General features: G+C 58.1%; 17 protein-coding genes. 11 read left to right on the plus strand and 6 right to left on the minus strand.

Going from position 1 to position 19331, the window contains the following annotated elements; genetic code table 11:
* Positions 1–735 (minus strand): tRNA (5-methylaminomethyl-2-thiouridine)(34)-methyltransferase MnmC2 (gene mnmC2 / locus CUC44_RS20130; RefSeq protein ID WP_208621094.1); only part of this gene is annotated, 735 nt, incomplete at its 3' end.
* 90 nt (positions 736–825) lie between these two features.
* Here mnmC2 and fabB point away from each other — a divergent pair.
* Entirely contained in the window at positions 826–2037 is a 1212-nt protein-coding gene (gene fabB, locus CUC44_RS20135) for a beta-ketoacyl-ACP synthase I (protein ID WP_100861639.1), read from the plus strand.
* Positions 2038–2114: 77 nt separating this feature from the next.
* On the opposite strand, the gene CUC44_RS20140 is transcribed toward fabB, so the two are convergent.
* From CUC44_RS20140 to CUC44_RS20150, 3 genes are all read right to left on the minus strand, one after another.
* Positions 2115–2609 carry a GNAT family N-acetyltransferase gene (locus CUC44_RS20140; RefSeq protein WP_100861640.1) on the minus strand — a complete coding sequence of 165 codons (495 nt, stop codon included), beginning with the start codon at positions 2607–2609 and terminating at the stop codon, positions 2115–2117.
* A gap of 102 nt (positions 2610–2711) precedes the next feature.
* Positions 2712–3026 carry a DUF4377 domain-containing protein gene (locus tag CUC44_RS20145; protein ID WP_100861641.1) on the minus strand — a complete coding sequence of 105 codons (315 nt, stop codon included), beginning with the start codon at positions 3024–3026 and terminating at the stop codon, positions 2712–2714.
* Between the two features lie 95 nt (positions 3027–3121).
* Positions 3122–4408 (minus strand): citrate synthase, encoded by a 1287-nt coding sequence (locus CUC44_RS20150; protein ID WP_100861642.1) that lies wholly within the window; start codon positions 4406–4408, stop codon positions 3122–3124.
* Positions 4409–4831: 423 nt separating this feature from the next.
* On the opposite strand from CUC44_RS20150, the gene sdhC reads away from it, so the two are divergent.
* The 8 genes from sdhC (at position 4832) to sucD (ending at position 14596) form a co-directional block, all read left to right on the plus strand.
* The gene (gene sdhC, locus CUC44_RS20155) at positions 4832–5221 is read left to right on the plus strand and encodes a succinate dehydrogenase cytochrome b556 subunit (protein WP_100861643.1); all 390 of its coding nucleotides are present in this window, start codon (positions 4832–4834) and stop codon (positions 5219–5221) included.
* Complete coding sequence (gene sdhD, locus CUC44_RS20160; RefSeq protein WP_100861644.1) at positions 5215–5559, plus strand: succinate dehydrogenase, hydrophobic membrane anchor protein; 345 nt, start codon at positions 5215–5217, stop codon at positions 5557–5559. Before sdhC ends, sdhD begins: the two co-directional genes overlap by 7 nt.
* A gap of 1 nt (position 5560) precedes the next feature.
* Positions 5561–7327: a succinate dehydrogenase flavoprotein subunit gene (gene sdhA / locus CUC44_RS20165; RefSeq protein WP_100861645.1), complete on the plus strand. Its 1767-nt coding sequence runs from the start codon at positions 5561–5563 to the stop codon at positions 7325–7327.
* Positions 7328–7457: 130 nt separating this feature from the next.
* A complete protein-coding gene (locus CUC44_RS20170) occupies positions 7458–8174 on the plus strand; it encodes a succinate dehydrogenase iron-sulfur subunit (protein ID WP_100861646.1) in 717 nt (238 codons plus the stop codon).
* A gap of 126 nt (positions 8175–8300) precedes the next feature.
* Positions 8301–11111, plus strand: coding sequence for a 2-oxoglutarate dehydrogenase E1 component (sucA, locus tag CUC44_RS20175; protein ID WP_100861647.1), 2811 nt, complete (start codon positions 8301–8303; stop codon positions 11109–11111).
* A 90-nt stretch (positions 11112–11201) separates the two neighbouring features.
* Complete coding sequence (odhB, locus tag CUC44_RS20180) at positions 11202–12389, plus strand: 2-oxoglutarate dehydrogenase complex dihydrolipoyllysine-residue succinyltransferase (RefSeq protein ID WP_100861648.1); 1188 nt, start codon at positions 11202–11204, stop codon at positions 12387–12389.
* Positions 12390–12557: 168 nt separating this feature from the next.
* Positions 12558–13724, plus strand: coding sequence for an ADP-forming succinate--CoA ligase subunit beta (gene sucC, locus CUC44_RS20185; protein WP_100861649.1), 1167 nt, complete (start codon positions 12558–12560; stop codon positions 13722–13724).
* Positions 13724–14596 carry a succinate--CoA ligase subunit alpha gene (sucD, locus tag CUC44_RS20190; RefSeq protein WP_100861650.1) on the plus strand — a complete coding sequence of 291 codons (873 nt, stop codon included), beginning with the start codon at positions 13724–13726 and terminating at the stop codon, positions 14594–14596. The genes sucC and sucD overlap by 1 nt, the downstream gene beginning before the upstream one ends.
* A 102-nt stretch (positions 14597–14698) precedes the next feature.
* On the opposite strand, the gene CUC44_RS20195 is transcribed toward sucD, so the two are convergent.
* Complete coding sequence (locus CUC44_RS20195; RefSeq protein WP_157812812.1) at positions 14699–15595, minus strand: lysozyme inhibitor LprI family protein; 897 nt, start codon at positions 15593–15595, stop codon at positions 14699–14701.
* A 319-nt stretch (positions 15596–15914) separates the two neighbouring features.
* Between CUC44_RS20195 and CUC44_RS20200 the strand changes: the two genes are divergently transcribed.
* Together CUC44_RS20200 and CUC44_RS20205 are read left to right on the plus strand one after the other, a co-directional pair.
* The gene (locus CUC44_RS20200) at positions 15915–16520 is read left to right on the plus strand and encodes a hypothetical protein (RefSeq protein WP_100861652.1); all 606 of its coding nucleotides are present in this window, start codon (positions 15915–15917) and stop codon (positions 16518–16520) included.
* A gap of 228 nt (positions 16521–16748) precedes the next feature.
* Positions 16749–17204: a YcgN family cysteine cluster protein gene (locus CUC44_RS20205; protein ID WP_100861653.1), complete on the plus strand. Its 456-nt coding sequence runs from the start codon at positions 16749–16751 to the stop codon at positions 17202–17204.
* A 607-nt stretch (positions 17205–17811) separates the two neighbouring features.
* Here CUC44_RS20205 and CUC44_RS20210 read toward each other — a convergent pair.
* On the minus strand, positions 17812–19331 hold a 1520-nt coding region (locus tag CUC44_RS20210; RefSeq protein WP_100861654.1), incomplete at its 5' end, for a pyruvate formate lyase family protein.

Genomic DNA, 19331 nt, shown 5'->3' on the forward strand with positions numbered 1-19331 from the left:
CAGCATCTCCCGCTTGCTGCCGTGTCCCTTGACCTTCTTCGCGCCAAAGCCGGCGGCAATCAGGCCGCGGCGCACGAAACCGGCGCAGGTAAAGGTGGAGATGGTGGCGGCGGGGCGGGCGAGGCGGGCGAGGCCGTCAAACAGCTGTTGGGTCCACATCTCCGGGTTCTTGGCGGGGGAGAAACCATCCAGATACCAGGCATCGACCAGGCCCTCGGCGCCATGGGGCACCTGGGGCAGCGTCTCCTTGATGTCGCCGAGCCAGAGATCGAGCCGCACCTGGCCACCGGCAAACGACAGACGGTGACAGCCTTCGACCGACAGGGGCCACTGGGCAATGAGTTCTTGGCTAAGGTGCGCGAGCTCGGGCCAGGCCCCTAGGGCCTTGCCAAGGTCTGCCTGGGTCAGCGGGTATTTTTCGAAGCTGATGAAGTGCAGGCGGGCGCAGCGCGCGGGGTCTGCGGCCTGTTCCAGGAAGGCTGCCATTGTCGCCAGAAAGTTAAGGCCAGTGCCGAAACCTGTTTCGCCAATCACGAAACTGTCACTATCGTGGTGCGAAAATCGTTCTGGCAGGCGATTTTGCTGTAAAAAGACGTAGCGGGTTTCACTTAGACCGTTATCATTGGAAAAGTACACGTCCCCGAACTCACTGGAGACTGGAGTTCCCGCTTCATTCCAGTCCAATCGGGCATGATGTAAGGATGTTTGACTCACGTGTTCCTCGGCTCGCGTCACAAAATCGCGGGCATTCTACGTGAAAGCAGACCAGTTTGGCAGCCGAAAGCGGGTAGACTCGGTGCCAGTTTTTCCAGACGAGATGAATTAATGAGAAGAGCAGTGATCACCGGTATCGGCGTCATCTCCAGTATCGGCAACAACCAGGAAGAAGTGCTGGCCTCCCTGAAAGCAGGCAAATCCGGCATCACCTATTCCGAGCAGTTTGAGCAATACAACCTGCGCAGCCGTGTCTGGGGTAACATCAAACTCGATCCGTCTGAACTGATCGACCGTAAAGTCATGCGTTTCATGGGTGACGCCGCGGCCTATGCCTATCTCTCCATGCAGCAGGCCATCGACGATGCCGGCTTGCCGGAAGAGATGGTGTCCAACGAGCGTACCGGCATAGTCACCGGTTCCGGCGGCGCCTCCGGCAAGAACACCTCGGAGTCCGCGGACATCGCCCGTGAGAAGGGGGTCAAGCGTGTCGGCCCTTACATGGTGCCGCGTACCATGTCCTCCACCACCTCCGCTTGTCTGGCGACGCCATTCAAGATCAAGGGTGTCAACTACACCATCAGCTCCGCCTGCGCGACCTCTGCCCACTGCATCGGTCACGCCATGGAACTGATCCAGCTCGGCAAGCAGGACATCGTCTTCGCCGGCGGCGGCGAGGAGCTGGACTGGTCCTCCACCATCCAGTTCGACGCCATGGGCGCCCTGTCCACCAAGTACAACGACAACCCGGAAAAAGCCTCCCGCACCTATGATGCGGATCGCGATGGCTTCGTCATCTCCGGCGGCGGCGGCATCCTGGTGGTCGAGGAGCTGGAACACGCTCTGGCCCGTGGTGCCCACATCTACGCCGAGATCACCGGTTATGGCGCGACCTCAGACGGTTACGACATGGTGGCCCCGAGCGGTGAAGGCGCCGTGCGTTGCATGAAGATGGCGATGCAGGGTGTCGGCAAGGTGGATTACATCAACACCCACGGTACCTCGACTCCGGTCGGTGATACCAAGGAGCTGGAAGCGATCCAGACCCTGTTTGGCAGCAGCGCTCCCAAGCTCTCCGCCACCAAGGCCATGACAGGGCACGCCCTGGGCGCCGCCGGTGTGCACGAGGCCGTCTACTCCCTGTTGATGATGAAGCACGGTTTCATCGCCCCCAGCATCAACATCGAGAACCTGGACGAGAAGGCCGTGGGCCTGCCCATCGTACGCGAGTACGAAACAGCCGACCTCAATACCGTCATGTCCAACAGCTTCGGCTTCGGCGGTACCAACGCCTCCCTGGTGTTCAGCAAGTTCAAGGCTTGATGCTCACCGAGTTGATATAGAAAAAGGCGCCGAAAGGCGCCTTTTTTATGGATCAGATCATCGCTCTAGGCGCCCCATCAAGCGGGCTCGGCCAGCGGTAGCCGCATATAGACGGCGCCATCACCGTATTCATCCAGCGACTTCAGGGTATCGGCAGGCAGGAAGCCCTGCTTGCGCCAGAAGGCCGGGGCATCCTGCACCGCCACCAGGCCCGCGTGTTCATACCCTTCGTCGCTGGCAAATTCGAGGGCGGTGGCGAGCAGTCGCTGACCCACCCCTATCCCCCGCGCCTCACCGGCCACGGCCAGATCGTGCAGATAGAACTCGTCGTGACCGGCGAGCCTTCGCATGGGCACAGAGAGGGGGGGCGGCTGATGGGCACGCCAGGGATGGCAGAGCAGATAACCGAGCACCTTGCCCTGACGCTCGGCGACCCAGCAGCAGGCCGGGGCCAGCTCGGCCTTGTTGCTCATCACCTCGAGGGGCTCGGGATCCAGCTGGTGATAACACTCGCGCTGGATCTCCATGATGGCGGGCCAGTCGATGGCCCGGATGGTACGGATGTTAATCATAACCTGGCACGTTGATGCAGTGAGTCAATCCATGACGGGGCCACAGCGTAGCACAAGCTGCTGATTAATTGAACTGGAAAGGTCTATTTGACGCCCTCTGGATCAGCGGTCGGCCTGCTTGCTCACCACCTTGATCAGTTGGTAACGCACGGAGGAAGCGTCAGCCGGCACGTCGGTCAGCTGCTCCTTGGAGACTTCCAGCTCATAGTTGTAGCCAGACTCGAAGGTGAACCCTTCGATCTGCTGGTAGAAGAAGCTCCAGCTCTCGCCGGGCTGGCCGCGCACCTGCATGCACTTCATGGGGGCGACCCCGATGCAATCGGCCAGCTGGCTCTTGATGTAGAGGGTTTCGGTGGCCGGGGTGCTCTGGCAGGCGCTGAGCAAGAGGGCGGAGCAGAGCAGGAGGGGGGCTTTCATGATGGTGTGTCCTTGACGTAAAAGGGCGCGATTAAACCCTCAAATGAAAAGGCGGTCAATGACCGCCTTTGTAACAAACCATGTCAGTGATTAAATCAGCGCTGATCGAGCGGGGTGAATTCCCGTTGGGCCAGGCCGGTGTAGAGCTGACGTGGGCGACCAATCTTCTGATCCGGGTCCGAGTGCATCTCGTTCCAGTGGGCAATCCAGCCGATGGTGCGAGAGATGGCGAAGATGACGGTGAACATGGACATGGGGATGCCGATGGCCTTCATGATGATGCCGGAGTAGAAGTCCACGTTCGGGTAGAGCTTCTTCTCGATGAAGTAGGGGTCGGACAGCGCGATGCGTTCCAGCTCCATGGCCACTTCCAGCAGCGGATCCTTGATCTGCAGCTCTTGCAGCACCTCGTGGCAGGTCTGACGCATGACCTGGGCACGGGGATCGTGGTTCTTGTACACCCGGTGACCGAAGCCCATCAGACGGAAGGGATCGTTCTTGTCCTTCGCCTTGGCGATGAACTCGGGGATGCGTTCCACCGAACCTATCTCTTCGAGCATCTTGAGGCAGGCTTCGTTGGCGCCGCCGTGGGCCGGACCCCACAGGGAGGCGATCCCCGCGGCGATACAGGCAAACGGGTTGGCACCGGAGGAGCCGGCCAGACGCACGGTGGAGGTGGAGGCGTTCTGCTCATGATCCGCATGCAGGGTGAAGATGCGATCCATGGCCCGCTCGACGATGGGGTTGACCTTGTACTCTTCGGTCGGCACGCCAAACATCATGTGCAGGAAGTTACCGGCATAGGAGAGGGCGTTACGCGGCTGCATGAACGGCTGACCGATGGAGTACTTGTAGCACATGGCGGCCAGGGTCGGCATCTTGGAGAGCAGACGGAAGGCGCAGATCTCGCGGTGCTCTTCGTTGTTGATATCGAGGGCATCGTGATAGAAGGCGGACAGGGCGCTGACCACACCGCACATGATCGCCATGGGGTGGGAGTCACGACGGAAGCCGCGGAAGAAGAAGGCGATCTGCTCGTGCACCATGGTATGGCGGGTGACCAGGCGTTCAAATTCCGCGTACTGGGTCTTGGTGGGCGCCTCGCCGTACAGCAGGATGTAGCAGACTTCGAGATAGCTGGCCTGGGTGGCCAACTGGGCGATGGGATAACCACGGTGCAGCAAGACACCCTGATCTCCGTCGATATAGGTAATGGACGATTTGCAGGCACCTGTGGCCATGAAGCCGGGATCAAAGGTGAAGTACCCTTGAGCACCCAGTTTTCTGACATCGATGACATCGGGTCCGACGGTACCGGACAGGATCGGTAGTTCTACCGGCTCTTTTCCGGGCAAGTGTAGGGTGGCTATTTTATCAGCCATAGCACGTCTCCTTTGCTCTTTTATAATTTGGTTCCAGTCCTACTTTATTACGACTTTCATCACGCTGGCAAAGGTTCTTACCTGTACCGCGGCGGCTGGAGCGCCTTATTTGAACCAGAGATCCACCTTCTTGTCAATTTTACTGGATGATCATTAATGACTTGTTAAAGTCATTGTGGGATCTGGTTTACGGTTTTGGGTTTTCTATGTAGTCAATTGATTGTCATTGGTTAAGGCCGCCGATATACTGCGCCACGTGGGTGATGGCCGTCGGTGTTTGAAACGCTTTCGCAAAGCCAGATGTGATATCGAAAATGTTATTTTTGGCTTTCCTGAGTTGTTTTGGTAACAAAAACCTAACAAATGCCACTCCTTGCCCTCAATGCGTGTAAAAACAATAACTAACGTGCTCAATGGAGCTGAGTGGGCAAAGCCGTGAAAAATAAACAGAGACCTGTAAACCTCGACCTGCAAACGATCAGCTTTCCTGTCACTGCCATCGCTTCCATCTTGCATCGTGTCTCAGGGGTCATCACCTTTGTGGCGCTCGCAATCTTGCTGTGGATGCTTGGTACTTCACTCGCCTCTCCCGAAGGATTCGACGACGTCGTTGCCATCATGGACAACTTCCTGGTCAAGTTCGTGTTGTGGGGGATCCTGACTGCGCTGGCTTACCACATAGTGGGGGGTCTGCGTCACTTGGTCATGGACATGGGGCATTGGGAAGAGCTGGACTCCGCGAATCAGAGTGCCCGCGTGGGCTTCGTGATCACAGCGGTTCTGGCGGTATTGGCGGGGGTACTGGTATGGTAACCAATTCTGCAACTTTCGGGCGCAGCGGTGTTCATGATTACATCCTGATCCGCGCCACCGCCCTCATCATGACGGCTTACGTCCTCTATCTGGTTGGTTTTGTCGCCATCAATGACATCACCTACGAGGTGTGGACCGGCTTCTTCGCTAAAACCTTCACCAAGGTCTTCACCCTGCTGACGCTGTTGTGCGTCCTGATCCACGCCTGGATCGGTCTGTGGCAGGTGCTGACCGACTATATCAAACCGGTCGGACTGCGCGGTGCGCTGCAATTCGCCCTGGTTGTGGTGCTGTTTGTCTATCTGATGACGGGTTTCGTCGTGTTGTGGGGGGTGTAAGGTGTCTATTCCAACTCGTGAATTCGATGCGGTCGTGATCGGTGCCGGTGGCGCCGGTATGCGCGCCGCGCTGCAGATTGCCCAGTCCGGCAAGAGCTGCGCCCTGTTATCCAAGGTATTCCCGACCCGCTCCCACACAGTGTCCGCCCAGGGCGGGATCACGGTCGCCCTAGGCAATGCCCACGACGACAACTGGCAGTGGCACATGTATGACACCGTCAAGGGCTCCGACTACATAGGTGACCAGGAAGCGATTGAATACATGTGCAAGACGGGCCCGGAAGCCGTCTATGAGCTGGAGAACATGGGTTTGCCCTTCTCCCGCTTCGACAACGGCGCCGTCTATCAGCGTCCGTTTGGCGGTCAGTCCAAGAACTTCGGTGGCGAACAGGCGGCCCGGACCGCGGCTGCGGCCGACCGGACTGGTCACGCCCTGCTGCACACCCTGTATCAGCAAAACGTCAAGAACAAGACCACCGTCTTCTCCGAGTGGTATGCGCTGGATCTGGTGAAGAACCAGGACGGCCACATCGTTGGCTGTACCGCCATCGATATGGAGAGCGGCGAGGTCGTCTACTTCAAGGCCAAGGCCACCGTACTGGCCACCGGCGGCGCCGGTCGCATCTACCAGTCAACCACCAACGCCCACATCAATACCGGTGACGGCGTCGGCATGGCCCTGCGCGCCGGGGTCGGTGTGCAGGACATGGAGTTCTGGCAGTTCCACCCGACCGGCATCGCCGGGGCAGGGGTGTTGGTGACCGAGGGTTGCCGCGGTGAAGGCGGCTACCTGCTCAATAAAGACGGCGAGCGCTTCATGGAGCGTTATGCGCCGAACGCGAAAGACCTGGCCGGTCGCGACGTGGTGGCCCGCTCCATCATGATCGAGATCCGCGAAGGCCGTGGCTGTGACGGCCCCTGGGGTCCGCACATCAAACTCAAGCTGGATCACCTCGGTAAAGAGGTACTGGAATCCCGTCTGCCGGGCATCTGCGAGCTGTCTCGCACCTTCGCCCACGTGGATCCGGTCAAGGAACCCATCCCCATCATCCCGACCTGCCACTACATGATGGGCGGCGTGCCGACCAGCGTGAACGGTCAGTGCCTGACCCAGGACAAGGATGGCAAGGACGTAGCGGTAGTCGGTCTGTTCGCGGTGGGGGAGATTGCCTGTGTCTCCGTGCACGGCGCCAACCGCTTGGGTGGCAACTCCCTGCTGGATCTGGTGGTGTTTGGTCGCGCCGCCGGCATGCACTTGGTCGAAACCCTGGGTGACATGGAGCATGGCCGTGAGGCCTCCGAGGCGGACATCGCCAAGGCCCTCGAGCGCTTCAACCGCTGGGAAGGGAACCGTGACGGGGAAGACCCGGTGCAGATCCGCAAAGATCTGCAGACCTGCATGCAGAACAACTTCTCCGTGTTCCGGGAAGGGGATGCCATGGCAGAAGGCTTGGCCGAGCTGAAACTCATCCGCGAGCGTCTGAAGAATGCCCGTCTGGACGACACCTCCAAGGAGTTCAACACCCAGCGCATCGAGTGCCTGGAGCTGGATAACCTGATGGAGACGGCCTATGCCACCGCAGTGGCGGCGAACTTCCGTACCGAGAGTCGCGGCGCCCACAGCCGGTTCGACTTCCCGGAGCGGGACGACGAGAGCTGGCTGTGCCACAGCCTCTATCATCCGGACACAGAATCCATGACCCGTCGCGCCGTCAACATGTCTCCGAAGACTCGTGAGGCATTCCCACCCAAGGTGCGGACCTACTGATGATGAAGCCAGGCGCCATGCGGGCAACATCATCCATGTATCGCCACATGCGCAGGTCTGTGAAGAGGTGGGAAGCACGCCCACCTCTCTCATCCAAGGTGCGGACTTAACGATTGCGGAGCCAAGTACAATGAACGTCACATTCTCAGTCTACAGATACAACCCGGATGTTGATAACGTCCCACACATGAAGGATTATCATCTTGATATTCCTGAAGGTTCCGACATGATGGTGCTCGACGCACTGATCCAGCTCAAAGAGGTGGATGCCACGCTCTCCTTCCGTCGCTCTTGCCGCGAAGGGGTCTGTGGATCAGACGGGATCAACATGAATGGCAAGAACGGTCTTGCCTGCATCACTCCGCTCTCCGATCTCTTGAAGAAGGGCAACAAGGTCGTCATCCGACCCCTGCCTGGCCTGCCGGTGATCCGCGATCTGGTGATCGACATGACCCAGTTCTACACCCAGTGGGAGAAGGTCAAACCCTTCCTCATCAACGACGAAAAACTGCCGCCCGTGCGTGAGCACCTGCAATCCCCCGAAGAGCGCGCCAAGCTGGATGGTCTGTACGAGTGCATTCTGTGCGCCTGCTGCTCCACCTCTTGCCCCTCCTTCTGGTGGAACCCGGACAAGTTCATCGGCCCGGCCGGTCTGCTCGCCGCCTATCGCTGGCTGGCGGACAGCCGCGACACCGCCGCCGCTGAACGACTGGGGAACCTGGATGACGCGTTCAGCGTGTTCCGTTGCCACGGCATCATGAACTGCGTGAACGTCTGTCCCAAGGGTTTGAACCCGACCAAGGCCATCGGCCAGATCAAGTCGATGCTGCTGAACCGGGCTGTGTAATACCAGGGCCTGAGGCGCCTGGCGCCGGACCCGACCTCTGGATAGCCATCCAGCACCCTCGGATGCGGATGGCTATGTAAACCCTACAAGCTGCACTGCAGTGAACAAGATGTACAAGGGATAGACATGCATAACGGCGTGATGAAGGCCTGGTTGGAGTCATCTCACCTGGCTGGTGCGAATGCAAGCTACATTGAGGATTTGTACGAATCCTTCCTGGAAAACCCTGAATCCGTAGCCGATGAGTGGCGCAGCCTGTTTAGCTCGCTGCCTCAGGTCAATGGTCATGCGGTCGAACAACCCCATTCCCAGGTTCGCGATTATTTCCGCCGCCTGGCCAAGGACCCTTCCCGTTACAGTGCCCCTGTCAGCGATCCCCAGGTGGATGCCAAGCAGGTTCGCGTACTGCAACTGATCAACGCCTTCCGTTTCCGTGGTCATCAAAACGCCAATCTGGATCCGCTCGGCCTCTGGGCGCGTGAAACCGTTGCCGAACTGGATCCCGCGTTCCACAACCTGCAGGGCGCCGACATGGAGGCCACCTTCAATGTGGGCTCCTACGCCATCGGTCGCGAGACCATGGTGCTCTCCGATCTCTACGCTTCGCTCAAGAAGACCTACTGCGGCAGCATCGGCGCCGACTACATGCACATCACCTCCACCGAGGAGAAGCGCTGGCTGCAGGACCGTCTTGAATCTATCGAAGCCACGGGCAACTACAGCAGCGAGGAGAAGACCCGCTTCCTCGAGAGCCTGACCGCCGCCGAAGGGCTGGAAAAATACCTGGGGGCCAAGTTCCCGGGGGCCAAGCGTTTTTCCCTGGAAGGGGGCGATGCCATGGTGCCTATGCTCAAGGAGCTGATCCGTCGCGCCGGTGAGCAGGGCTGCAAAGAAGCCGTCATCGGCATGGCCCACCGGGGTCGCCTGAATGTGCTGATCAACGTGCTCGGCAAGCGGGCGCAGGAGCTGTTCGACGAGTTCGCCGGCAAGCACGGCGAATCCTGGGGCACAGGGGACGTGAAGTACCACATGGGCTTCTCGTCCGACTTCGCCACCCCGGGCGGCAACGTCCACCTGGCGCTGGCGTTCAACCCGTCTCACCTGGAGATCGTCAACCCTGTGGTCATCGGCTCGGTGCGTGCGCGCATGGACCGCCGTGGCGACAAGGATGGCTCCAGCGTCCTGCCCATCACCATCCACGGTGATTCGGCCATTGCCGGCCAGGGTGTGGTCGCCGAGACCTTCAACATGTCCCTGACCCGTGCCTACGGCGTTGGCGGCACTGTGCGCATCGTCATCAACAATCAGGTCGGTTTCACCACCTCCTATCAGCGTGACCTGCGCTCCACCGAATATTGCACCGACATCGCCAAGGCAGTGCAGGCCCCCGTGCTGCACGTCAACGGCGACGATCCGGAAGCCGTGGTGCTGGTGACCCAGATTGCGCTGGATTATCGCAACACCTTCAAGCGCGACGTGGTGATCGAACTGGTCTGCTACCGTCGTCACGGTCACAACGAGGCGGACGAGCCGAGCGCGACCCAGCCACTGATGTACCAGAAGATCAAACAGCACCCGACGCCGCGTAAGATCTACGCCGATCAGCTGATCGCCGAAGGCTGCGTCAGCCCCGAGCTGGTCACCGCCCAGGTCAACGACTATCGCGATGCCCTGGACAGGGGAGAGCGGGTAGTCAAGGAGTGGCGTCCCATGGAGCTGCACTCCGTGGACTGGACCCCTTACTTGGGTCACGACTGGGCCATGAGCTACGACAGCACAGTGCCGATGGACCATCTGAAGTCCTTAGGGGAGCGCATCAGCCAGTACCCGGCCACCCATGTGCTGCAGCGTCAGGTCGAGAAGATCTACGAAGACCGCCGCCTGATGGCCGCCGGCGACAAGCTGCTGGACTGGGGCTTTGCCGAGACCCTGGCCTACGCCACCCTGGTGGACAAGGGGTCACGCATCCGTTTCACCGGCGAAGACTCCGGCCGTGGCACCTTCTTCCACCGCCACGCCGTGCTGCACAACCAGAACGATGCCAGCACCTATACCCCGCTGTGCAACATTCACGACGAGCAGGGCCCGTTCGAAATTTACGACTCAGTGCTGACCGAAAACGCGGTACTGGCGTTCGAATACGGCTATGCCAGCGCGGAGCCGGCCGGCCTTACCATCTGGGAAGCCCAGTTCGGCGATTTCGCCAACTGTGCCCAGGTGGTGGTCGATCAGTTCCTTTCCTCCGGCGAACAGAAGTGGGGCCGGATGTGTGGCCTGACCATGCTGCTGCCCCACGGTTATGAGGGACAGGGTCCGGAGCACTCCTCCGCCCGTCTCGAGCGCTACCTGCAGATGTGCGCCCAGCACAACATGCAGGTGGTGGTGCCCTCCACCCCGGCTCAGGTGTTCCACATGCTGCGCCGCCAGGTGGTCCGCCCCATGCGCCGTCCGCTCATCGTGATGACGCCCAAATCCCTGCTGCGCCACCCGCTGGCGGTGAGCAAGCTCGACGAGCTGGCGGAAGGCACCTTCCAGAATGCCATTGGCGAAATCGATGCGCTGGATCCGAAAGCGGTCAAACGCGTGGTGTTCTGCTCCGGCAAGGTCTACTACGACCTGCTCGATGCCCGTCGCAAGGCCGAGCAGCAGGACGTGGCCCTGGTGCGGATCGAACAGCTCTATCCCTTCCCGGAAGCGGAAGTGCGCGCCATCCTCGCCGATTACGCCCACATCACCGACTACGTCTGGTGTCAGGAAGAGCCGCAGAACCAGGGCGCCTGGTACAGCACCCGTCATCACTACGATGGCGTGCTGCCCACCTCGGCCCGTCTGCGTTATGCCGGTCGTCCGGCCTCGGCCTCACCGGCCGTCGGCTACATGTCCGTCCACACCAAGCAGCAAAAAGCCCTGGTGGAAGACGCACTGACCCTGGAATAAACGAGTTGTGAAGGGGAGGGCGCACTGAGCCGACCCTCTCCGACCCTGGAACAAGCCTGCTGGCACAGTAGTAAACAAGGAACTGAATACATGACTATCGAGATCAAGGTACCGGACCTGCCCGAATCAGTGGCAGATGCCACCATCGCCACCTGGCACAAGAAACCGGGTGATCTGGTTGCCCGTGACGAAGTACTGGTTGACATCGAAACCGATAAAGTCGTGCTGGAAGTCCCCGCGCCGGAAGCCGGCGTGCTGGGCGACATCCTGCAACTCGAAGGTGCGACCGTGCTCTCTCGCCAGCTGATCGCCATGCTCAAACCCGCCCCTGTGGCCGGTGAAGAGACCAAGGAGAAGCCGGTGGAATCCGTGGCCGACGACAGCACAGATGGCATGAGCCCGTCCGTGCGCCGCCTGGTGGCCGAGCACGCCATCGACGTGGCCAAGCTGACTGGCACCGGCAAGGGCGGTCGCGTCACCAAGGAAGACGTGGAAGCCTTCATCAAGAACCTGGGCAAGGCCCCTGTGGCCGCGCCGGTCGCCGCCGCACCGGCTGCTCCCGTTGCCCCCCTGGCCGGTCGCACCGAGAAGCGTGTGCCCATGACCCGTCTGCGCAAGCGCATCGCCGAGCGTCTGCTGGAGGCCAAGAACACCACCGCCATGCTGACTACCTTCAACGAGATCAACATGGCGCCCATCATGAAGCTGCGCAAGCAGTACGGCGAGATCTTCGAGAAGAAGCACGGCATCAAGCTCGGCTTTATGTCCTTCTATGTGAAGGCTGTTGTTGAGTCCCTGAAGCGCTACCCGGAAGTGAACGCGGCGCTGGATGGTGATGACATCGTCTATCACAACTACTTCGACGTCAGCATCGCCGTCTCCACCCCCCGTGGTCTGGTGACCCCGGTGCTGCGTGACTGCGACAACATGAGCCTGGCGGACATCGAGAAGGCCATCAAGGATCTGGCGGGCAAGGGTCGTGACGGCAAGCTGACCGTAGAAGAGCTGACCGGTGGCAACTTCACCATCACCAACGGTGGCGTGTTCGGCTCCCTGATGTCCACCCCCATCATCAACCCGCCGCAGAGCGCCATCCTGGGGATGCACAAGATCCAGGACAGACCCATGGCGGTGGACGGCAAGGTCGAGATCCTGCCGATGATGTACCTGGCCCTCTCCTATGACCACCGCATCATCGACGGTCGCGAGTCGGTGGGCTTCCTGGTCTCCATCAAGGAGCTGCTGGAAGATCCGACCCGTCTGTTGCTGGACGTCTAAGCCGCAAGATGAGGATCGTCGGGGCGAAGCCCTGCCGATCCGAATCGGCGGTGACTGAAGGTTTGAGCGAAATTAGAAAGATAACGAGGGGTCCCCGAGGCCCCTTTCACAGGGGATTGAGAAACACGAGCCCCGGACGGAAATACCTACAACACGGATAGAGCATCTATGAATCTGCATGAATATCAGGCAAAACAGCTGTTTGCCGAGTATGGCCTGCCGGTCTCCGAAGGTTATGCCTGCGCTACCCCGCAGGAAGCGGCCGAAGCGGCCGACAAGATTGGCGGCAACACCTGGGTCGTCAAATGCCAGGTCCACGCCGGTGGCCGCGGTAAAGCGGGTGGCGTCAAGCTGGCCAAGAGCAAGGACGAGATCCGTGCCTTCGCCCAGAACTGGCTCGGCAAGAACCTGGTGACCTATCAGACTGACGCCAACGGTCAGCCGGTCACCAAGATCCTGGTGGAATCTTGCACCGACATCGCCAAGGAACTGTATCTCGGTGCCGTGGTCGATCGTGGCAGCCGCCGCGTGGTCTTCATGGCCTCTACCGAAGGTGGCGTGGACATCGAGAAGATTGCCCACGAGACCCCGGAACTCATTCACAAGGCGGCCATCGATCCGCTGGTGGGCCCGCAGGCTTACCAGGCGCGCGAGCTGGCCTTCAAGCTGGGTCTGGTCGGCGATCAAATCAAGCAGTTCACCAAGATCTTCTTAGGGCTTGGCCAGATGTTCCTGGATTGCGACTTCGCATTGCTGGAAATCAACCCCCTGGTCATCACCGACAAGGGCAACCTGCATTGCCTGGACGGCAAGATCAACATCGATGCCAACGCCCTGTACCGTCAGCCCAAGCTGCGCCAGATGCACGATCCGTCCCAGGATGACCCCCGCGAAGCGCACGCCGCCCAGTGGGAGCTGAACTATGTGGCGCTCGATGGCAACATCGGCTGCATGGTCAACGGCGCGGGTCTGGCCATGGGGACCATGGACATCGTCAACCTGCACGGCGGCTCACCGGCCAACTTCCTGGACGTCGGCGGCGGCGCCACCAAGGAGCGCGTGACCGAGGCGTTCAAGATCATCCTGTCTGACAGCAAGGTGCAAGCCGTGCTAGTCAACATCTTCGGCGGTATCGTGCGCTGTGACATGATCGCGGAAGGCATTATCGGTGCCGTGAAAGAAGTCGGGGTGAAAGTGCCCGTGGTGGTGCGCCTGGAAGGCAACAACGCCGAACTGGGTGCCCGTAAACTGGCCGACAGCGGCCTCAACATCATCGCAGCAACGAGTCTGACCGACGCCGCGCAGCAAGTGGTCAAAGCAGCGGAGGCCAAATAATGAGCGTTCTGATCAACAAAGACACCAAGGTGATCTGCCAGGGCTTCACCGGCGGTCAGGGTACCTTCCACTCCGAACAGGCGATTGCCTACGGCACCCAGATGGTCGGCGGCGTCTCCCCAGGCAAGGGTGGCACCACCCACCTGGGCCTGCCGGTGTTCAACACCGTCCGTGACGCGGTCGAAGTGACCGGCGCTACCGCCTCCGTCATCTATGTTCCGGCCCCGTTCTGCAAGGACGCCATCCTGGAAGCCATCGATGCCGGCATCAAGCTCATCGTCACCATCACCGAAGGCATCCCGACCCTGGATATGCTGCAGGTCAAGGTGAAGCTGCAGGAAACCGGCGTGCGCATGATTGGTCCGAACTGCCCGGGCGTCATCACCCCGGGTGAGTGCAAGATTGGCATCATGCCAGGCCATATCCACAAGCCGGGCAAGGTAGGCATCGTCTCCCGCTCCGGCACCCTGACCTACGAAGCGGTCAAGCAGACCACGGACGAGGGCTTCGGCCAGTCCACCTGCGTCGGCATCGGTGGCGACCCCATCCCGGGCTCCAACTTCATCGACATCCTGGAGATGTTCCAGAAAGATCCGAAGACCGAAGCCATCGTCATGATCGGCGAGATCGGCGGCAGCGCCGAGGAAGAGGCGGCGGCCTACATCAAGGCTCACGTCACCAAGCCGGTGGTCTCCTACATCGCGGGTGTCACCGCCCCGGCTGGCAAGCGCATGGGTCATGCGGGCGCCATCATCGCCGGTGGTAAAGGCACCGCCGCCGAGAAATTTGCCGCCCTGGAAGATGCCGGCGTAAAAACCGTGCGCTCCCTGGCCGACATCGGCAAGGCCCTGCGTGAAGTGACTGGCTGGTAAGTTAGCCTGTTATCTCTAATTGAAAATGCCGCCCTAGGGCGGCATTTTTTTATCTTAAGTATTCTGATATAAATTTTTCGATGACGGTTATATGTCAGCCTGTTATTTCTGGCCAGCAGTCAAGAATTGGATTCGCTCTTTGGTAAAGTCTGCTTGGCACTTGAAGATGTCAACCCGGTTTTTTACTGCTTCATCTGGGGAGTTAGCTCTGCTCAGAGAACCGCAAGTATTGGCTTTGGCGATTACCCACTGCCTTTGTGACTCCATCATAGATGAACGGAATGACTTAGGTATTGTTCCCCAGATACGATTCAGTTCTTTATCCTCGACCATATAGAGTTCCTTGGCCGCCGGTACCATTGAAGGGTCGTTTTCCTTGAGAATCTCATCTTTTCTGGTTGCGATAGACGCCGCATTTACCAGAGTCAACATTGGAGGATAGAAGTTCGTCCCTCTGATGGAGATGTCAGTGCCATTATCTGCCAGACGTATACTGTAAGTTCTGTCTTTCCATATTAGAGAGCCATTTCTGCTTGTCGCATCACTATGGTTCAGGAATTCGTCGTAATCAGCTGGAACCTTATCCGCAATGTCTTTAAGCTCCGGCGGTATTGCCATTGTGATAGTCGCGATACAGTTCAGAGAGGAATCTGTCTTGTGAACCGTTGTGACTTCTGATGCTTGAACATTAATAGCATCGAGGCTTGCCTGAAATTGGCCGAGCTGCTCGGTACTGGCGGTTTTTGCATACCTAGACTTCAGCATCGGAGATGCATCATCGCGAATTGTTTTCACCAGAGCAGATACTGCATCCTCTCTTCCACATTTAAATGGTGCAGCTTCTTCTTTTGCATCGAAAAACCCAGCAAAAGCGGAGCTTGATGCATTGACTCCGATTATTACGACCAATACTTTAAAATTCATATCTTTTACCAAGTCAATGATGCCATGCAACGGCCTACAGGAGGCTAAATATCCATGACAAAGAGCAAAAAACATAGGGTATCAACTCATTCGAGGCCCGTCACCTGTCAATATTACCGGGCGAAACCTAGCAGAAGGGGGTCTTGGAGGAGTAGGGGGCATGCAATCAGAAGTGCGTAGCTTTTGACTGCGATCTTACCCTGTACCTAGTTTGATAAACCTCTCATGAGAGAAATACTGACACACGATCTTGTTATGAATTATGTAAAGTAACAGATTATAAAAAGCTCTAGAGAGAGATGCTGGCCCAGCAGGAATTGTCACAGGATTGATTGGTGATATTTTACCGATGTTGCCAGATAATATGGCACCGAATAGATAGTAGATAACGTTTATGAAAATCATGTACATGTTGAATCGCTTTTTTGGAAGAAAAAAGGAAACGTCACCTCCTGATATGAAAGATGTTTTCAGGGGGGCTGGATGTTTCAAGGTGCCAGAAAGTGTGTACAACGGGTACCCAGCACCATTGCCATCAGTACCTCCACTCGCAGCTTATTTCATTCGTTTTCTTGTGTCAGAGAATGGTCTGGATATGTTTTTTCACGTTCTTGTTAAACTCGGCTATAAGATGGAACTGGATCTGAATACACAGATACTAACTCGTTCTGGAGAGCGAGGGAGCAAGAAAGTTATGCTTTTCTTGCACCCTTCTTTTGCTGGAATGTTAATCTCGCTTGCCAGTGATGATTTTGATGTCATTGCAACTCTTCAGCAGAAAAAGTTTGAGCCGCCGCTTCCCTCTGAGTCATTTCCATCGATTGATCCAGGAGGCTTGGGGTCGCTACAGGGAGATATGGAATACTGGTGGGTGAATTTGTGGTTCCCGTTCTGGCAGGCATTAAGCCTAGAGAGGCAATCAGCTTTGGATCTTGATCCTGAATGGCGCGAATTCATCTTAATGCATCAACAGTATGAGCCAGAGATACCTCCTGGCTGAATTATTATTACTCCATCATTTGAATTGTCCCCAGTAGGTTACGGCGCCTTGTGAACCTCAGAGTTTACTGCAATTTCGCTGCGTACAGGTGCTGTCGTTCCGAAAATGTGCAATTTTTGGTGTGTCAGGATCTGCTGTATTGGTTTAGGTCTTGCCGCCAACCTTGAAAAATCGGGCCAAAAAGCGTATAACCACGCGCTTGTCAGTGTATTGAGTGAGCCAACTTTTATGCAGCAGAGTGAACCCGTGCAGACCGCCCCTTTTTGGCAGGTAAAAAGCCTGCAGCAGATGACCATGGCCGAGTGGGAGTCCCTGTGCGATGGCTGCGGCAAGTGCTGCCTGAACAAGCTCATTGACGAGGACACCGAGGAGCTGGTGTTCACCAACGTCGCCTGCAACCTGCTCAATACCAAGACCTGTCAGTGCTCCGACTACGGCAACCGCTTTAAAAAAGAGCCGGACTGTTTGCAAATCACCGTCGACAAGATTGCCGAGTATGACTGGTTGCCGTCGAGCTGCGCCTATCGCTTGCTGGCCGAGGGGAATACCCTGCCAACCTGGCATCCGCTGATCACCGGCAGCCGCAGCGCCATGCACCAGGCTGGCCAGTCGGTGCGCGGCAAGGTGGTGCACGAGGCGCAGGCTGGCGATTGGGCCGACCATATCATTACCTGGGCGAGCTAAGCCTTAAATCGCCGTTTATCGCAGAATACAGGGGCAGGGGAGTTAGACTCCGATGCCCCTGTTGTTTTTGGCATATAAGTGATCAGTTTTTTGCGATAAAGGCAGTTTAAAGCTTCGCGGTGAGATGAAGGCATCGTGAAATCGTGAGAGGTCGCCTCTAACGCCGCCAGTACCCGTTCAATCGCATCCATGACACAAGGGCAGCAGAGTTCACACTCTGCTGCCCTTGTTGCTTTCTAGTGCCTTCTCGCGATGGATAGCGGTTTCCCCTCACCCTGGCCCTCTCCCGAGGGGAGAGGGAATGGTTCGAGGTTGCTATGCAAAGCCCTTGGTGGTCGAGCATGGTTCTGTTCTGCTTTCCTGAGTACCTGAGTACCTGAGTACCTGAGTGCCTGAGTGTCTGTGAGCGCATCGGTGCATAAAGCGGAGGAGGGGGAGTAGAGAGGGGCGTTATGGGAGCTCACTCCTGGCTAGAGCCTACGGGTCAGAGCCAGTGAATCAGCGGGTCAAAGCCAGTGAAACTGTGAGGTGGGAACCGGTTGCACACCGGCCAACAGCCATAAAAAAACCGGCGCCTGGGCGCCGGTTTTTGTTCACCGAGACTCTATTACAGAGAGGCGGTGAAGGTACGGGTGATGACGTCTTGCTGTTGCTCTTTGGTCAAAGAGTTGAAGCGAACGGCATAACCGGATACGCGGATGGTCAACTGCGGATATTTTTCCGGGTTTTCCATGGCGTCCAGCAGCATTTCACGGTTCATCACGTTGACGTTCAGGTGCTGACCACCTTCCAGGTTGGCTTCGTGGTGGAAGTAACCATCCATCAGGCCAGCCAGGTTGGATTTCTGGGCTTCCATGTCTTTACCCAGGGCGTTCGGTACGATGGAGAAGGTATAGGAGATACCATCTTTGGCGTAGGCGAACGGCAGCTTGGCGACGGAAGTCAGGGAAGCAACGGCACCCTTCTGGTCACGACCGTGCATCGGGTTGGCACCCGGGCCGAACGGTGCACCGGCACGACGGCCATCCGGGGTGTTACCAGTCTTCTTGCCGTACACCACGTTGGAGGTGATGGTCAGCACGGACTGGGTGGCCACGGCGCCACGGTAGGTGTTGAGCTTCTGAATTTTCTTCATGAAGCGCTCGACCAGGTCACAGGCGATGTCATCGACGCGAGCGTCGTTGTTACCGAACTGCGGGTACTCGCCGTCGATTTCGAAGTCGATGGCTACGCCATCTTCGTCACGAACCGGCTTGACCTTGGCGTACTTGATGGCAGACAGGGAGTCAGCCGCAACAGACAGACCGGCGATGCCGCAAGCCATGGTGCGATAGACGTCACGGTCGTGCAGCGCCATCAGGGAGGCTTCGTAGCTGTACTTGTCGTGCATGTAGTGGATGATGTTCAGGGCGGCGACGTATTGCTTGGCCAGCCAGTCCATGAAGTGATCCAGACGATCCATCACGTCGTTGTACTCGAGGTACTCACCCTTGACCATTTCGGTTTTCGGACCGACCTGGATCTTGAGCTTCTCGTCCATACCGCCGTTGATTGCATACAGCATGGTCTTGGCCAGGTTGGCACGGGCACCGAAGAACTGCATCTGTTTGCCGATGATCATCGGGGACACGCAGCAAGCGATGGCATAGTCATCGTTGTTGAAGTCCGGACGCATCAGGTCATCGTTCTCGTACTGAACGGAAGAGGTCTCGATGGATACCTTGGCGCAGTACTTCTTGAAACCGACCGGCAGCTTCTCGGACCACAGGATGGTCAGGTTCGGCTCAGGGGACGGGCCCATGGTGTACAGGGTGTTCAGCATACGGAAGCTGTTCTTGGTGACCAGGGTACGGCCATCAACGCCCATACCGGCCAGGGTCTCGGTGGCCCACATCGGGTCGCCGGAGAACAGTGAATCGTATTCCGGGGTACGCAGGAAGCGAACCATACGCAGCTTCATGACCATGTGGTCCATCAGCTCCTGGGCTTCTTGCTCGGTCAGCAGGCCTTTTTTCAGGTCACGTTCGATGTACACGTCCAGGAAGCTGGAGGTACGACCGAAGGACATGGCGGCACCGTTCTGGGACTTGACTGCCGCCAGGTAGGCGAAGTAGGTCCACTGTACGG

The organism is Aeromonas lusitana (assembly GCF_002812985.1).
GTDB lineage: Bacteria > Pseudomonadota > Gammaproteobacteria > Enterobacterales > Aeromonadaceae > Aeromonas > Aeromonas lusitana.

Bases quoted from the DNA above. Each gene is read 5' to 3' on its own strand.
- CUC44_RS20150 (WP_100861642.1), bottom strand. From the start codon at position 4,408: ATGGCTGATAAAATAGCCACCCTACACTTGCCCGGAAAAGAGCCGGTA.
- fabB (WP_100861639.1), top strand. From the start codon at position 826: ATGAGAAGAGCAGTGATCACCGGTATCGGCGTCATCTCCAGTATCGGC.
- CUC44_RS20140 (WP_100861640.1), bottom strand. From the start codon at position 2,609: ATGATTAACATCCGTACCATCCGGGCCATCGACTGGCCCGCCATCATG.
- CUC44_RS20205 (WP_100861653.1), top strand. From the start codon at position 16,749: ATGCAGCAGAGTGAACCCGTGCAGACCGCCCCTTTTTGGCAGGTAAAA.
- sucA (WP_100861647.1), top strand. From the start codon at position 8,301: ATGCATAACGGCGTGATGAAGGCCTGGTTGGAGTCATCTCACCTGGCT.
- CUC44_RS20200 (WP_100861652.1), top strand. From the start codon at position 15,915: ATGAAAATCATGTACATGTTGAATCGCTTTTTTGGAAGAAAAAAGGAA.
- CUC44_RS20145 (WP_100861641.1), bottom strand. From the start codon at position 3,026: ATGAAAGCCCCCCTCCTGCTCTGCTCCGCCCTCTTGCTCAGCGCCTGC.
- sdhD (WP_100861644.1), top strand. From the start codon at position 5,215: ATGGTAACCAATTCTGCAACTTTCGGGCGCAGCGGTGTTCATGATTAC.
- CUC44_RS20195 (WP_157812812.1), bottom strand. From the start codon at position 15,595: ATGTTTTTTGCTCTTTGTCATGGATATTTAGCCTCCTGTAGGCCGTTG.
- sucD (WP_100861650.1), top strand. From the start codon at position 13,724: ATGAGCGTTCTGATCAACAAAGACACCAAGGTGATCTGCCAGGGCTTC.
- odhB (WP_100861648.1), top strand. From the start codon at position 11,202: ATGACTATCGAGATCAAGGTACCGGACCTGCCCGAATCAGTGGCAGAT.
- CUC44_RS20170 (WP_100861646.1), top strand. From the start codon at position 7,458: ATGAACGTCACATTCTCAGTCTACAGATACAACCCGGATGTTGATAAC.
- sucC (WP_100861649.1), top strand. From the start codon at position 12,558: ATGAATCTGCATGAATATCAGGCAAAACAGCTGTTTGCCGAGTATGGC.